The 14,035-nt window shown below is 64.4% G+C and carries 12 protein-coding genes; all 12 read left to right on the top strand.

Annotation, left to right across the window (positions count from 1 at the left end; genetic code table 11):
- The first annotated feature begins 8 nt into the window (after nt 1-8).
- Nucleotides 9-1,172 carry a site-specific integrase gene (locus RHOFW104R8_RS06560; RefSeq protein WP_027485185.1) on the top strand — a complete coding sequence of 388 codons (1,164 nt, stop codon included), beginning with the start codon at nt 9-11 and terminating at the stop codon, nt 1,170-1,172.
- On the top strand, nt 1,169-1,477 hold the full coding sequence (locus RHOFW104R8_RS06555) for a hypothetical protein (protein WP_027485186.1): 309 nt from the start codon (nt 1,169-1,171) through the stop codon (nt 1,475-1,477). Before RHOFW104R8_RS06560 ends, RHOFW104R8_RS06555 begins: the two co-directional genes overlap by 4 nt.
- A gap of 112 nt (nt 1,478-1,589) precedes the next feature.
- Nucleotides 1,590-1,919 (top strand): hypothetical protein, encoded by a 330-nt coding sequence (locus RHOFW104R8_RS06550; protein ID WP_027485187.1) that lies wholly within the window; start codon nt 1,590-1,592, stop codon nt 1,917-1,919.
- Nucleotides 1,920-2,496: 577 nt separating this feature from the next.
- Nucleotides 2,497-4,284 carry a copper resistance system multicopper oxidase gene (locus RHOFW104R8_RS06545; RefSeq protein ID WP_027485188.1) on the top strand — a complete coding sequence of 596 codons (1,788 nt, stop codon included), beginning with the start codon at nt 2,497-2,499 and terminating at the stop codon, nt 4,282-4,284.
- Nucleotides 4,281-5,564: a copper resistance protein B gene (locus tag RHOFW104R8_RS17790; RefSeq protein WP_027485189.1), complete on the top strand. Its 1,284-nt coding sequence runs from the start codon at nt 4,281-4,283 to the stop codon at nt 5,562-5,564. The genes RHOFW104R8_RS06545 and RHOFW104R8_RS17790 overlap by 4 nt, the downstream gene beginning before the upstream one ends.
- Before the next feature lie 11 nt (nt 5,565-5,575).
- Nucleotides 5,576-6,685, top strand: coding sequence for a c-type cytochrome (locus tag RHOFW104R8_RS06535; RefSeq protein ID WP_027485190.1), 1,110 nt, complete (start codon nt 5,576-5,578; stop codon nt 6,683-6,685).
- 26 nt (nt 6,686-6,711) lie between these two features.
- Nucleotides 6,712-7,239 (top strand): DUF411 domain-containing protein, encoded by a 528-nt coding sequence (locus RHOFW104R8_RS06530; protein WP_395121386.1) that lies wholly within the window; start codon nt 6,712-6,714, stop codon nt 7,237-7,239.
- A 138-nt stretch (nt 7,240-7,377) separates the two neighbouring features.
- Nucleotides 7,378-9,633, top strand: coding sequence for a heavy metal translocating P-type ATPase (locus RHOFW104R8_RS06525; RefSeq protein WP_395121387.1), 2,256 nt, complete (start codon nt 7,378-7,380; stop codon nt 9,631-9,633).
- 245 nt (nt 9,634-9,878) lie between these two features.
- The gene (locus tag RHOFW104R8_RS06520) at nt 9,879-10,292 is read left to right on the top strand and encodes a hypothetical protein (RefSeq protein ID WP_027485193.1); all 414 of its coding nucleotides are present in this window, start codon (nt 9,879-9,881) and stop codon (nt 10,290-10,292) included.
- Between the two features lie 82 nt (nt 10,293-10,374).
- On the top strand, nt 10,375-11,649 hold the full coding sequence (locus RHOFW104R8_RS06515; RefSeq protein ID WP_027485194.1) for a TolC family protein: 1,275 nt from the start codon (nt 10,375-10,377) through the stop codon (nt 11,647-11,649).
- Nucleotides 11,650-11,660: 11 nt separating this feature from the next.
- On the top strand, nt 11,661-12,953 hold the full coding sequence (locus RHOFW104R8_RS06510; protein ID WP_027485195.1) for an efflux RND transporter periplasmic adaptor subunit: 1,293 nt from the start codon (nt 11,661-11,663) through the stop codon (nt 12,951-12,953).
- Nucleotides 12,950-14,035, top strand: a 1,086-nt coding sequence (locus RHOFW104R8_RS06505) for an efflux RND transporter permease subunit (RefSeq protein WP_161487796.1), incomplete at its 3' end; no start/stop codon positions are given. The genes RHOFW104R8_RS06510 and RHOFW104R8_RS06505, both read left to right, overlap by 4 nt.

The following is a 14,035-nucleotide window of genomic DNA, read 5'->3' as shown; positions in this document are numbered from 1 at the left end:
CGGAAAGCATGACTGAGCCTGCAGTGACCCTTTTGGCGTTGCCCCAAGCCTTGCCGCCCGCCCTGTCGGGAGGTGTCGGCACCAACCGCGCACCGGCCAGTGTGGCGCGGCAGATCGCCGCCAACGACGACGTGGCCGCGATCGGCCTGTGGCTGGCGGAATATCACGACTCGCCGCATACCTTCCGCAGCTACCGCAAGGAGGCCGAGCGATTGCTGCTTTGGGCCACCCAAGTGCGTGGCAAGCCGGTGTCCAGTCTCACCCGCGAGGATGTCATCGCCTATGAGGCGTTTCTTGCCCAGCCACCGGCGACCTGGTGCGACGCCGGTCTCGCCCGTCGCGGTGAGCATCGGCGACTGTTCATCGGGCCGCTGGCCGAGCGCAGTCGCCGGCAGGCCTTGGGCATCCTGGCGGGGCTGTTCAATTACCTCGTGCGCGCTGGCTATCTCGCGGGCAGTCCGTTTGTGCTGCAGCGCCGACGGGCACGCCGCGGCCCCCGCCGCACGATCGAACGCTACCTGGACCGTGCCCTCTGGGACCAGGTGCTACGCGTCGTCGACGGCTGGCCACAGACAACTGCGCGGGAACGGCAGCGCTACGAACGCGTTCGCTGGATCCTTCGCTTTCTCTATGAAACCGCCTTGCGGGCCGCCGAAGCCGCGGCCGCCAGCGAGGGCGATTTTCAGCCTATTCGTGGCCGGTGGTGGCTGCATACCGTGGGGAAAGGCGGCGTCGAGGGCACGATTCCCCTAAGCGACGGTCTCATGGAAGACTTTGCACGCTATCGGCGCTTCCATGGACTGCCGGCGTTGCCTTCGGGCGACGGCACAGCCCCGGCCATTCTGGGCATCGCCGGACGGTCTTCCCCGCTGACACCCACGGCGGTCTACCAGATCGTCAAGGACACCTTCCGGCGCGTGGCCGACGAGCTGCAAAAGCACGATGGTGCCCAAGCCGCGCGGGTGCGGCGGGCCTCGACCCATTGGCTGCGGCATACGGCCGCCACGCACCAGGCCGAGGACGGCACCCCGATCCACCACATCCAGCAGAATCTGCGTCACAGCTCCATTGGTACGACCTCGATCTATATTCATGCGGAAGAGGATGCGCGACATGCCAGCACCACGAAGCCACGCATCGAGCCATCGGTGTCCCACGGAGACGTGCCATGACTGACCCCGACGACCGCTTTGGCATGCCAGACAGTGCGTTCAAGGCCGCCCGGAAAAGCCACGGCGTGAATAGCCCGGTTTTTCGGGCGGGCATGTATGTCCCGACTCGGCAGGAAGTAGCTACCCTTTCTGCCGCCAAACTCCTCCCGATCGTGGTCGACTGGATGTGGGAAAGCCCGTCGGAGTTGATCCCGAACAACGACCAGATTTCGCAGCTTCGCGCGATACTTCTGGCGCGTACCGATGCCGGCGAACCCGAGGTACGCGAACTCATTGTGGCCTGTGAGGATTATTTAAAGGTGTAACCACATTGCCCGTAGCAAAGTGGACAATCGGCCGGAATTTCAACTTGCGTACACACAAATGGGCACACGCTCGACACTGTTGCGTTTGGCAACTCATCGTTGGGACAGCCATATGACTACTTCACGCAAATCACTACTTTCGACGCTTGGCTCTCTGGCGCTCGCATTGGCCCTCAGTGGCGTCGCCGTGGCCCAAGACAGCACGCCCACAAGCGGCATGGACAAGATGGGTGCGATGCACTCGGACATGAAGGGCATGCACGACAACATGATGGGCATGCACATGATGCCGGCGACGGTGACGGCGGCCGATACGAAGACCGGCGTGGTTGATGTGACGACTGAGGGCATGGCCTTGAAGGTGCATTTCCCACCGTCCGCCATGGCCAGCCTGAAGGCCGGCGACAAAATCACCTTGCATATGGGTTTCAGCAAGCCGTGAATCCCCTGAACCCACCTCCAGAGTTGAGGGTGTCAGGTCACACGGGTAAGCTCCCCCTATGACCTTCTCGCTACGTCTGCTTGCTCGTTCACGTCGCCTTCGGGCGATGGGCGTGTTGGCGTGGCTGATGCTGGTCATCAACTCATTGGCCGCTGCACCGATGGGCATGACGGGAGGTCCTCACTCCCATCCCATGCACGCAACGGTCGCGGCGGTCAGTGAACACTGTCACCACCATGTGGCCGTCAAGGCATCCCGATCCTGTTGCGACGATCAGGCCGGTTGCTGCGGTGGCATGACGGGACACACCTGCAATTGTGCCGCGATGTGCAGTACCACGTTGCCACCCGGACCAGCAGTTGCCCTGATCTCGACTGCGATCACCGCCCGCTACGCCTTGCCGCTGCCCAGCAGCGCGCCTTCGTTGAATACCGCCCCTCCGTTGCGACCACCGGCGGTCTGACTCTCCCTCGTTGCTAATGAGCTTTGCGTTCGATCGTCGCGTGTCGGCGATCGCAAGCAATCGGCTGTGATCGGTATCGGTAATGTTCGATATCACCTGCCTTGGAGAGATCCCATGAACTTGTTTTCCCCGCCCCCGGCGGATCTGTCGCGGCGTCGTTTCGTGCAAGGCGTGGCCATCGGCGGTGCCGTAGCCGGCCTGGGCCTGCTGCGTCCTTCGAATGCCTGGGCGCTGACCAGCCCCGGCCAGCCCACCGTGCTGAGCGGCACCGATTTCGCACTCGATATTGCCGAAACACCGGTCAACTACACCGGCGCCACGCGTCTGGCGACCACCGTCAATGGCGGCATCCCGGGTCCAATTCTGCGCTGGAAGGAAGGCACTACGGTGAACCTTCGAGTGACCAACCGGTTACGCGTGCCGACCTCGATCCATTGGCACGGCATCATCCTGCCGTTCCAGGAAGATGGGGTGCCGGGTATCAGCTTCGACGGCATCGCTCCCGGCGAAACCTTTCTCTACCAGTTCAAGGTGCGCCAGAGCGGTACCTATTGGTACCACTCGCACTCGGGCTTCCAGGAACAGACGGGTTTGTATGGCCCGTTGGTGATCGAACCGGCCAGCCCGGATCGCCATCCGACCGATCGCGATTACGTGGTGATGCTCAACGACTGGACCGATGAAAATCCCGAGCGCATCTACGCCAAGCTAAAGAAGCAGAGCGACTACTACAACTTCGCCCAGCCCACGGTGCCGGATTTCTTTCGCGATGTGCGCGAGAAGGGGCTGGGCCAGGCCTTGGCCATGCGCAAGATGTGGAACGAGATGCGCATGAACCCGACCGATTTCGGCGACGTCTCCGGCTACACCTACACCTACCTGATGAACGGTGCGGCGCCGGCGGGCAACTGGACCGGCATCTTCAAACCCGGCGAGAAGATCCGGTTGCGCTTCATCAACGGATCGGCGCAGACGATCTTCGACGTGCGCATTCCGGGCCTGAAGATGACGGTGATCTCGGCCGATGGCCAGGACGTCGAGCCGGTGTCGGTCGACGAATTTCGCATCTCGGTGGCCGAAACCTACGACGTGATGGTCGAGCCGCAGGACGAGCGCGCGTACACGCTGTTCGCCCAGTCGATCGATCGCAGCGGCTACGCTCGCGGCACGCTGGCGCCGCGCGCCGGCATGGAAGCAGACGTGCCCAAGCCCGATCCCATTCAGTGGCTGGCCATGCAGGACATGATGGGTGCGATGGCGATGGGTGATGCCGGTCACGGGAACATGCAAGGCATGTCGGGCATGAGCGGCATGCAGGGCATGCAGGGCATGGCCGGCATGGATCACGGTGCGATGCCGGGCATGGCACCTGCGCCAGCGCCTGTGGTGCGCCACGCCCGCACCGAATACGGCCCCGGCGTGGACATGCATGTGGACATGCCGCGTACCAACCTCGACGACCCGGGCATCGGCCTGCGCGACAACGGTCGACGCGTGCTGACCTACGCCGACCTGCACACCATCGGCGGACCGATCGACGCGCGCGAACCCAGCCGGGAGATCGAGCTGCACTTGACCGGCAATATGGATCGCTTCATCTGGTCGTTCGATGGCGTGAAGTTTTCCGACGCCAAGCCGGTGCATTTCAACAGCGGCGAACGGCTGCGCATCGTGCTGGTCAACGACACCATGATGAACCATCCGATCCACCTGCACGGCATGTGGAGCGAGCTGGAGAATCCCGAAGGCCAGTTCCAGGTACGCAAGCACACCATCAACGTGCAGCCGGCGCAGCGCATCACCTATGCGGTGTCGGCCGACAACCCCGGTCGGTGGGCCTACCACTGCCACCTGCTGTATCACATGGAAGCGGGCATGTTCCGCGAAGTGGTGGTGTCATGAAAATGAATCGCCGCAGCACCTCAGTCGTCCCGCTGCGTTCCGCGTTGCTGGCCGCAATATTGCTGGCGTTGCCACCGGTGGTCACGGCGCAGAGTGCACCCGCGTCCAGCAGCACATCGTCGATGGACATGAGCTCCATGCCAGGCATGGATCACGGCAGCATGTCCGGTATGGCCATGCCGGCTGCTGCGAGCAGCACGGCGAAGCCGGCAACGAAACCGCCTGCCAAGAAAGCCAGGAAGAAACCCGTCGCAGCCCCGCCGACGCCGGCTTCCCACAACATGGATGGCATGAAGGGCATGGATCACAGCAGCATGCCTGGCATGGATCACCGCGCGATGTCGGACATGCCCACGCCCGCCAAACCTGCCGCATCGGCAGCACCCGCCGGCGACATGTCGGGGATGGATCACTCGTCGATGCCCGGCATGAGCCCGGAAGCGATGCAGGGGATGGACCACAGCGGCATGGCCGGTATGGATCACGGCGCGATGCCGAAGAAGGATCAAGGCGACATGACCGGCATGGGTGCGATGCCGGGCATGACGATGGGCCCGATGCAGGGCGGGAGTCCGCCAGCGAATGCGCGCAGCTCCGACTACTCCGACGGCGTCGGCTACGGCTCCATGAAAGGCATGGACATGGCCGACAACGCACCGCTGGGCAGGCTGTTGATCGACCAGTTGGAAGCCTTCCACGGCCGCGATGCCAACGGCCAGAGTTGGGAAGCCGAAGGCTGGTACGGCAACGACGAGAACAAGCTGTGGGTACGCACTGAAGGCGAGCGCAGCCGCGGCAAGCTGGAAGACGGCGACCTCGAAGCGTTTTGGAACCACAACATCGCCACGTTCTGGAGCACTCAGCTCGGCGGTCGCCAGGACGTGGGCGAAGGCCCCAAGCGCACGTGGGCGGCCTTTGGCGTGCAGGGCCTGGCACCGTACTGGTTCGAGGTGGAAGCGACGGGTTACGTCGGGGCTTCCGGTCGTACAGCCGCGCGTCTGCGCGCCGAATACGAAATGCTCTTCACCCAGCGCCTGATCCTGCAGCCGGAAGCGGAGATCAACCTGTACGGCAAGAACGATCCGCAACGCCGGATCGGTAGCGGCGTGTCCGACATTCAGTTCGGCTTGCGTCTGCGCTACGAGATCCGTCGTCAGTTCGCGCCGTACATCGGCGTGAACTGGGTGCGTCGCATCGGCACCACCGCCGACTACGCGCGGCAGGATCATCAACCCGTTCTCGACCGGCAGATCGTGGCCGGCGTTCGCATCTGGTTTTAAGGGGAAACATCATGAAACAGCACATCAAGCATCACAGCATCACCGTCGCCGTTGTTCTTGGCGTCCTTGCCATCGGTGCAGGCGCGTTCGTGTACTCCGGCATCTACAACATCGGCGCCGACGACCATCACACCAAGCCGGTGTTCGCGGTCATGCAGACCCTGCGCGAGCGCTCCATTCATGTCCGCTCGGAAGACCTCACGGTTCCGGATCTCAACGATCCCCAGCTGATCCTGAAAGGGGCCGGCCAGTACGCGGCTATGTGTACCCAGTGCCACCTCAAGCCGGGCATGAAGGACTCGGAGCTTCGCCCCGGACTGTACCCGCAGCCACCGAATCTGTCACAGACGCGGGTCGATCCGAAGGACGCGTTCTGGATCATCAAGCACGGCATCAAGATGAGCGCGATGCCGGCATGGGGTGGCAGTCACGACGATCCCACCATCTGGAGCATGGTCGCGTTCCTGCAGAAGCTGCCGGCCATGACGCCGGAGCAATACAAGGACATGGTGGCGAAGGCGCCGCCGGATGAAGACATGGACATGGGCGACGAAGGCGGCCATAGCCACGGTGGGGCTGCTGACGAGGACGCTCACGGTGCTGCCGACATGAAAGACATGGTCATGTCCGGCGAGGCCGGTCACAGCCATGGCGCCGCTCCAGAGGATAGCCATGATCATGCGTCGACCACCGCGCCTGCAGCCGAAACCCCGCTGTCGCTGGATGGAATGAAGCCAAAGGCGGCACCAGAGGCCGAAGCTGTGGCACAGGCGTTCCACACGGCCTTGCAGCATGGCGATCGAACGGCGGTGCTTGCCCTGCTGGCACCTGATGTCACCATCAGCGAAGGCGGGCATACCCAGACGCGTGACGACTACGCGAACGGCCATCTCGGCGAGGACATCGCGTTCCTGAAGAGCGCGAGGATCACACCCGTCTCGCTCGGTTCGATGCCGATGGGCGACACCGCGATGGTCGGCAGCGAGAGCGACATCCAAGCCATGGTCAAGGGCAAGCCGACCATGTTGCGCAGCCGCGAACTGCTCAATCTCAAGAAGGACGGCAAAGACTGGAAGATCGTCTCGATCCAGTGGCAATCCGCACCGGTATCGGGAGAATGACCGTGAAGCGAATGAGCATCTCAGCCATGAATGCAAGAAACGTTTTGTTCGCAGCCATCTCCGTTGTTTCCTTCAGCGCGCTTGGTGCCTGCACCTACCCCGTCGATGCGCAGTCCAGCCAGCCATCCTCCGCGACAATCCATGCCGCAACAGCAAGCTCACCGGCCGCATCGCTTCCAGTCATGCTGGTGCACAAAAGCGCTACGTGTGGATGTTGCGGCGCGTGGGTCGACCATATGCGTGCCGCGGGCTTCAACGTCGACGTGCGCGATGTCGACGACCTCGATTCGGTGAAGAGTCAGGTCGGCATTCCGTTCGGCAAAGGGTCATGCCATACCGCCGAAGTGGGCGGCTATTTTGTCGAAGGCCATGTGCCGGCGCCGGACATCAAGCGGCTCCTGGCTGAAAAGCCCGATGCCAAGGGCCTCGTCGTGCCGGGCATGCCGGCCGGTTCGCCGGGCATGGAGATGCCCGATGGCCGCGTCCAGCCTTACGTGGTTGAGCTGGTCGGCCGCGACGGCACGACGTCCGACTTCGCCCGCCACGGACACTGACACGTCGATCAACGTCAAGCCATTGCCATCGTCATGGGAGGATGCATGAACACCCATCATCACCACACGGGCGCCGACAACCACGGACGTCACACCCAACCCGGCGCAGTGACAACCGCGATCGATCCGGTTTGTGGCATGCAGGTCGATCCACACCAGACCGCCCATCACGCCGAACATGATGGAGTAACGCATCATTTTTGTTCGGCGCGCTGCCTGGAAAGTTTCACGAGGGATCCGGCCAAATATCTGACCCGGCGACCCGATGGTGCCCCCGTGCAGGCACCGACGGGAACGATGTATGTCTGTCCGATGCATCCGCAAGTGCGCCAGGACGGTCCCGGCATCTGCCCGATCTGCGGCATGGCACTGGAGCCGGAAATGCCAGGACTGAACGATGAGGACCATCCCGAACTGCGTGATTTCAGCCACCGCTTCTGGTGGACCTTGCCGGCAACGCTGGTGGTGCTCGTACTGGCGATGTTCGGCCACCACTTCCCCCGATTGCCGGTGGACGCCCGGACCTGGATCGAGCTGGTACTGACCACGCCGGTGGTGTTGTGGGCAGGCTGGCCCTTCTTCGTTCGATGCGTGCAGTCGGTCCGCAACCTCAGTCCCAACATGTGGACCCTGATCGGCATCGGCGTCGGCGCGGCGTTCGGCTACAGCATCGTCGCCACCCTTGTACCGGACCTGTTCCCGGAGTCATTCCACGAACACGGCCGCGTGGGCGTCTACTTCGAAGCCGCCGCGGTGATCGTCTCGCTGACCTTGCTCGGCCAGCTACTCGAACTGCGTGCCCGCTCGAAGACCTCGACTGCCCTGAAAGCCCTGCTAGGGCTGGCCCCCAAAACCGCACGCCGCCTGCGCGACGATGGCGGCGAGGAGGATGTCGAACTCAGCCGCGTTCACGTCGGTGATCGCCTGCGCGTACGCCCCGGCGAAAAGGTGCCGGTGGACGGCGAAGTCATCGAGGGACACTCCCATGTCGACGAGTCGATGCTGACCGGGGAGCCCGTCCCGGTCGAAAAGGCCATCGGCTCCAGCGTGATCGGCGCGACCCTCAACGGCACCGGCAGCCTGGTGATCCGGGCGGAGAAAGTCGGCTCGGCGACCGTGCTGTCGCAGATCGTGCAACTGGTCGCACAGGCGCAACGCTCGCGCGCACCGATGCAGCGCATGGCCGACAAGGTAGCTTTCTGGTTCGTGCTCGCGGTCCTCGCGATCGCCGTCGCGACCTTCTTCGTGTGGGGACTGTTCGGCCCGGACCCGTCGTGGACGTTCGCAGTGCTCAACGCGATCTCGGTCTTGATCATTGCCTGCCCTTGCGCGCTGGGATTGGCCACGCCGATGTCGATCATGGTGGCGACCGGCCGCGCCGCCGGGGAAGGCGTGTTGTTCCGTGATGCCGAGGCGATCGAGAACCTGCGCAAGATTGACACCCTGATCGTGGACAAGACGGGAACCTTGACCGAGGGACGTCCGGCGTTCCACACCGCGCTCGCGGCCGAAGGGTTCACCGAGCAGGAGGTGCTGCGCCTGGCGGCCAGCCTCGATCAGGGCAGCGAGCACCCACTGGCCGACGCGATCGTCGCGGAAGCCCGCCATCGTAACCTGACGCTAGAAACGCCGGAGAGCTTCGAGTCGTCCACCGGCATCGGGGTACGCGGCAAAGTGGGAGGCGCCATCCTGGCGATCGGCAATACCGCGCTGATGCACGAGGTCGGGGTCGATGCCTCCGTTCTTTCCATCCCGTCCGAAGAGCTGCGCCGGGCCGGTGCCAGCGTGATGTATCTGGCGGTCGATGGCGTCCTGGCCGGCCTGCTCGCGGTGGCCGATCCGATCAAGGCCACCACCGAAGATGCCATCGTGGCACTGCACGATGCGGGCCTGAACATCGTGATGGCCACCGGTGACGGCGTCACCACCGCCCATGCGGTCGCGCGTACCCTGGGCATCGACGAAGTACATGGCGAGGTCCGCCCGAAGGACAAAATCGAACTTGTACAACAGCTGCAAGCCGAGGGACACCGGGTCGCGATGGCTGGCGACGGGATCAACGACGCACCCGCGCTTGCCGGCGCCGATGTCGGCATCGCCATGGGCACCGGCACCGACGTGGCAATGTCGAGCGCGCAGGTGACGCTGGTGAAGGGCGACTTGCGCGGCATCGTGCGGGCACGGTCGATTTCCAACGACACCGTCGCCAACATGAAGCAGAACCTGGGCTTTGCGTTCCTCTACAACGCGCTGGGTGTACCGATTGCGGCCGGCGTGCTGTACCCCGTGACGGGCCTGTTGCTCAGCCCGATGATCGCCGCTTTGGCGATGAGCCTGAGCTCCGTGTCGGTGGTTGCCAACGCATTGCGACTGGGCCGAAAACGGCATGGCTGAGATGACCAACGCCGGCGAATGAAGCGAAGCGAATCCAGCGCGATGCCTTCGCCGGCACGCGGGAGTACGCCACCATGTGTTTCCTTCCTCACGCCCAGCACACCTTGGTATCGGGCTTGGCGACCACCCCGTTCTCCAGGAGGGCCGGGGTTGGCCGGCAAGAACAGCGAAGGAGACCGGGCCGACAATCTGTAGTTGATTCAGGTCAATGAAATTCTTGGTATTTTGGAGATATAGTGTTGCCTATGGCCCGTCCTTTCCGCATGCATCGCGCCACACGTCGCCGCCTTATCTGGCTGGTGACGCTGCTGCTGCTTTGGCAGCAGACGGCACTGGCTGCCTACGTTTGTCCGACGGTCCCCGAAGCGACACCGGCGGCTGCGCTGATGACTTCGATGTCGGGCATGGACGGCGGCTGTGCGCAGAATCAGGATGCCCCCGCCAGCCCGCTGTGCCAAAAGCATTGCACGCCCGATCACGCGACGCAGGTTGAAGCGCATACGACGGCGGTGCCATTAAGCGTGTTGCCGGCAATGCCATCGATGCTGATGGCGCCCGCCGTCGTTGCGCTGCCATCGAATCGCGCGCTCCAACGGGCCGGGCATCTGCGCGCGCCGCCACCTCCGCCCATGTTGTTGTTCTGCTCACTCCTGATCTGATCTGACACGTTGCGGCATTGACGTATGTGGCGTCGCGCCTGCATGGCGCGACGCAGATCGCAGACCAGCGGAGTATTCACCCATGTTGTCCCATCACTTTGCCCGGCGCCTGATGGTGCCGGGTCTGGCCGCGCTCCTGTGGGGAGCCTTGGCCACGGCGGCCGGTGCCATCGAGCCACCGCTGACGCTTGAGGCGGCCGTTCGGCAAGGCCTGGCGCGGGCGCCGCAACTTGAAGCGCGTACCGCCGATACGGCGGCAGCCCGCGAGGAAGGTGCGCGCGCCGGACAGTTGCCGGATCCCACCCTGACGCTCGGACTTTCCAATTTCCCCGTCACCAGCCCAGGGGCTTTCAGCCTGCGCTCGGACAGTATGACCATGCGCACCGTCGGCGTGATGCAGACGATTCCATCGCGAGCGGCGCGCGACGCCGAGCGCGGTTTGGCCGCTGCGCAGATTGACGCAGCCGAAGCCGATTACGTCGGCGCCGCGCAAACGGTGCGCGAACGCATTGCCGATGCGTGGATCGAGGTATGGGCCACACAACAGAAACGTGCGCTGCTGGGCGAGTTGCGCGGCGAAAGCGCATTAGCCGTGCTGATTGCGCAGGCGCGGCTGCGCGGTGGCGACGGCAGCGCCACCGACGCGCTGGCGGCGCGCACGGATGCGGCCACACTGGACAACCGACTGGAGGCCGTTGACGCCGATCTCGCCGCAGCACATACGGGGTTGCAGCGTTGGCTTGGTGAGGACGCGGCCACCGTGGCCGACACGCCTGATTTCCAGGTGCTGCCGGTAGCGCCTGCTCGACTTGAGCAAGCCATTGATCAGCAGGCACCCATGCAGGCGTGGCAAGCACGCGAACAGGTAGCTGAGGCCGCACTCGCCCAGGCACGGGCTGCCAAACACCCGGATTGGAACGTGTCGGTGGAGTATGGCCGGCGCGCGCCGTATCTCTCGGACATGGTGACCTTGCAGGTGGGTGTGAGCCTGCCGCTGTTCACCCGCAACCGGCAGGATCGGGGAATCAGCGCCAAGCAGGCGCAATGGGATGCAGTGCAGGCCGATCACGAAGATGCGCGTCGCGCCCAGCGCGAAGCGGTGGCGCGTGCGGTGGTGAATTGGCAGGGTTGGGGACGACAAGTCCAGCGCTATCAGGACACGTTGCTGCCACTCGCACGGGATCGTGCACGCACGGCGCTGGCCAGCTACCGCGGTGGTGGTGCGCTGCAGCCATGGCTCGATGCTCGTCGCGATGAAATCGAACAGCGGCTGGCCTACGCCGAGGCACTGGCGACCCATGCGCGCCTGTGGGCCGCGCTGGCCTATCTGCTACCCAATTCGGAGACGACGCCATGAAGCGCGCACACTTGAAACCTGCCCTGATGATTTTCGCCGGCGTCTTGCTCGCGGCGGTACTGCTGGTGGTTGGCTATCTCGGCGGTCGCCGGCATGCACCGTCGGCATCGGCGTCGACTGGCAACGCGGCATCAGCAACGGATGCCGGTGAGCGAAAAGTCCTGTACTGGTACGACACGATGGTGCCGCAGCAGCATTTCGACAAGCCGGGCCTGTCGCCGATGGGCATGCAGATGGTGCCCAAGTATGCCGATGATGGTGGACCCAAGGATGTCATCCAAATCGATCCCACCACCGTGCAAAACCTCGGCGTGCGCACGGCACTAGTCGAGCGGCGGGTGCTGGCTTCGGCCATCAGGGTGCCCGGTACGATTACCTGGGACTTGCGCCAGGCCAGCACGATCAGCGCGCGGGTTGATGCGGTAATCAGCAAGCTTGATGTGCGCGCGCCGTATACCGTGGTCGCTGCCGGCGCACCGCTGGCGCAGTTGCTGGCGCCGCAATGGAACAGTGCGTTGGCGGAATATCGCGCGCTGGAGCAGGCGCGGTCCGCCGACGCGCGCGAGCTGCGCTCCGCAGCGCGGCAACGGCTGCAGGTGTTGGGGCTGACAGCGGCGGATATTCAGTCGTCGCGTCATGGCGCGGATGCGGCGATCACACTGCACGCCCCGCAAGCGGGCGTCGTCACGACACTGGATGTGCGTGAAGGCCAGCGCGTCACTGCAGGCCAGACCCTGATGACCTTGAACGGTCTGTCCACCGTGTGGGTCGAGGCGGCACTCCCGCAGGCGGTGGCCGGCACGGTGCGCAGCGGCACGCCGGTGGGGGTCACGGTCGATGCCCTGCCGGGTCGGTCGTTCCACGGCACCGTGGAAACCTTGCTGTCGGACGTGGATGCGGTGACGCGCACCCAGCGCGCCCGCATCGTGCTCGACAATCCCGACGGTGCCTTGAGTCCGGGCATGTTCGCTACCGTGCAACTCAACCCGACTCCGGACGTGGCCGTACCGGTGGTACCGGACGACGCGCTGATCGCGACGGGCACCCACACGCGAGTCATTCTCGCCGAGGGAGATGGCCACTTTCGTGCCGTATCGGTGCGCATCGGGCGGGCGGCCGGCGGCTATACGGAAATTCTCGATGGCCTCGCGGGTGGTGAGAAAGTCGTGGTCTCCGGCCAGTTTCTGATCGATTCCGAAGCGAGCCTGTCCGGTGCGCTGGAGCGTCTGAATGACGCCCCCACCAAACCGGCGCCGGCCACGAGCGTGCCCATGCCGGGCATGCCGATGGGAGACCGACCATGATCGCCGCCCTGATTCGCGCGGCGATTGCGCATCGCGTGTTCGTGCTGTTGGCTGCACTGGCCTTGGCCCTGATGGGCATGTTCTCGGTGACGCGCACGCCGGTCGACGCGCTGCCCGACCTGTCTGACACCCAGGTGATCATCCGCACCAGTTACCCGGGCCAATCGCCGCAGGTGGTCGAGGATCAGGTCACCTATCCATTGGCCACCACCATGCTCTCGGTACCTGGCGCGACGACGGTGCGCGCCTTTTCGTTCTTCGGCGACTCCTACGTCGATGTGTTGTTCGATGACAGCACTGACTTGTACTGGGCACGTTCGCGTGTGCTGGAGTACCTGAGCCAGGCGCGGGATCGCCTGCCGGCCGGAGTCACGCCTGCCCTCGGCCCTGATGCCACGGGACTCGGCTGGATCTACGAATACGCGCTGGTGGATCGTACCGGTCAGCACGATCTTGGCCAGTTGCGTGCGCTACAGGACTGGTTCCTGCGCTATCAGCTCAAAACCGTGCCGAATGTCGCCGAGGTCGCCACTTTGGGCGGCATGGAGCGCGCCTGGCAGATCGTGCCCGATCCGCAGGCGCTGGCGGCGCGCGGCGTCACCGTGGCGCAGCTGGTCGATGCGGTACGCAGCGCGAACGGCGCCAACGGTGGCTCGGTGATCGAACAGGGCGAAGCGGAACTGATGGTACGCAGCGAAGGCTATCTGAAGAGCCGCGCGGACTTCGAGAACGTGCCGATCACCACCAACGCCGGCGGTGTGCCGGTGCTGCTGCGCGATGTGGCGACGGTGCGGCGGGGCCCGACGTTTCGCCGTGGCATTGCCGAGCTGGACGGGCAAGGTGAAGTGGTCGGCGGCATTATCGTGATGCGCACGGGCAAGAACGCGAAGGCCACCATTGCCGCCGTGAAAGCACGGCTAGCGGAACTGCAGCGCAGCCTGCCGGCCGGCGTCGAGATCGTGCCTACCTACGACCGCTCGCAGCTGATCGACGCCGCGGTGGAGAACCTGTGGAGCAAGTTGTTCGAAGAATTCCTGGTGGTGACGCTGGTCTGCGTGTTGTTTCTGGGGCACCTGCGCTCG

It is taken from the genome of Rhodanobacter sp. FW104-R8 (genome assembly GCF_001617365.1).
In the GTDB taxonomy this organism is placed as follows: domain Bacteria; phylum Pseudomonadota; class Gammaproteobacteria; order Xanthomonadales; family Rhodanobacteraceae; genus Rhodanobacter.
This window is presented reverse-complemented; position numbering and strand designations above follow the sequence as displayed.

Bases quoted from the DNA above. Each gene is read 5' to 3' on its own strand.
- RHOFW104R8_RS06560 (WP_027485185.1), top strand. From the start codon at position 9: ATGACTGAGCCTGCAGTGACCCTTTTGGCGTTGCCCCAAGCCTTGCCG.
- RHOFW104R8_RS06555 (WP_027485186.1), top strand. From the start codon at position 1,169: ATGACTGACCCCGACGACCGCTTTGGCATGCCAGACAGTGCGTTCAAG.
- RHOFW104R8_RS06550 (WP_027485187.1), top strand. From the start codon at position 1,590: ATGACTACTTCACGCAAATCACTACTTTCGACGCTTGGCTCTCTGGCG.
- RHOFW104R8_RS06545 (WP_027485188.1), top strand. From the start codon at position 2,497: ATGAACTTGTTTTCCCCGCCCCCGGCGGATCTGTCGCGGCGTCGTTTC.
- RHOFW104R8_RS17790 (WP_027485189.1), top strand. From the start codon at position 4,281: ATGAAAATGAATCGCCGCAGCACCTCAGTCGTCCCGCTGCGTTCCGCG.
- RHOFW104R8_RS06535 (WP_027485190.1), top strand. From the start codon at position 5,576: ATGAAACAGCACATCAAGCATCACAGCATCACCGTCGCCGTTGTTCTT.
- RHOFW104R8_RS06530 (WP_395121386.1), top strand. From the start codon at position 6,712: ATGAATGCAAGAAACGTTTTGTTCGCAGCCATCTCCGTTGTTTCCTTC.
- RHOFW104R8_RS06525 (WP_395121387.1), top strand. From the start codon at position 7,378: ATGCAGGTCGATCCACACCAGACCGCCCATCACGCCGAACATGATGGA.
- RHOFW104R8_RS06520 (WP_027485193.1), top strand. From the start codon at position 9,879: ATGGCCCGTCCTTTCCGCATGCATCGCGCCACACGTCGCCGCCTTATC.
- RHOFW104R8_RS06515 (WP_027485194.1), top strand. From the start codon at position 10,375: ATGTTGTCCCATCACTTTGCCCGGCGCCTGATGGTGCCGGGTCTGGCC.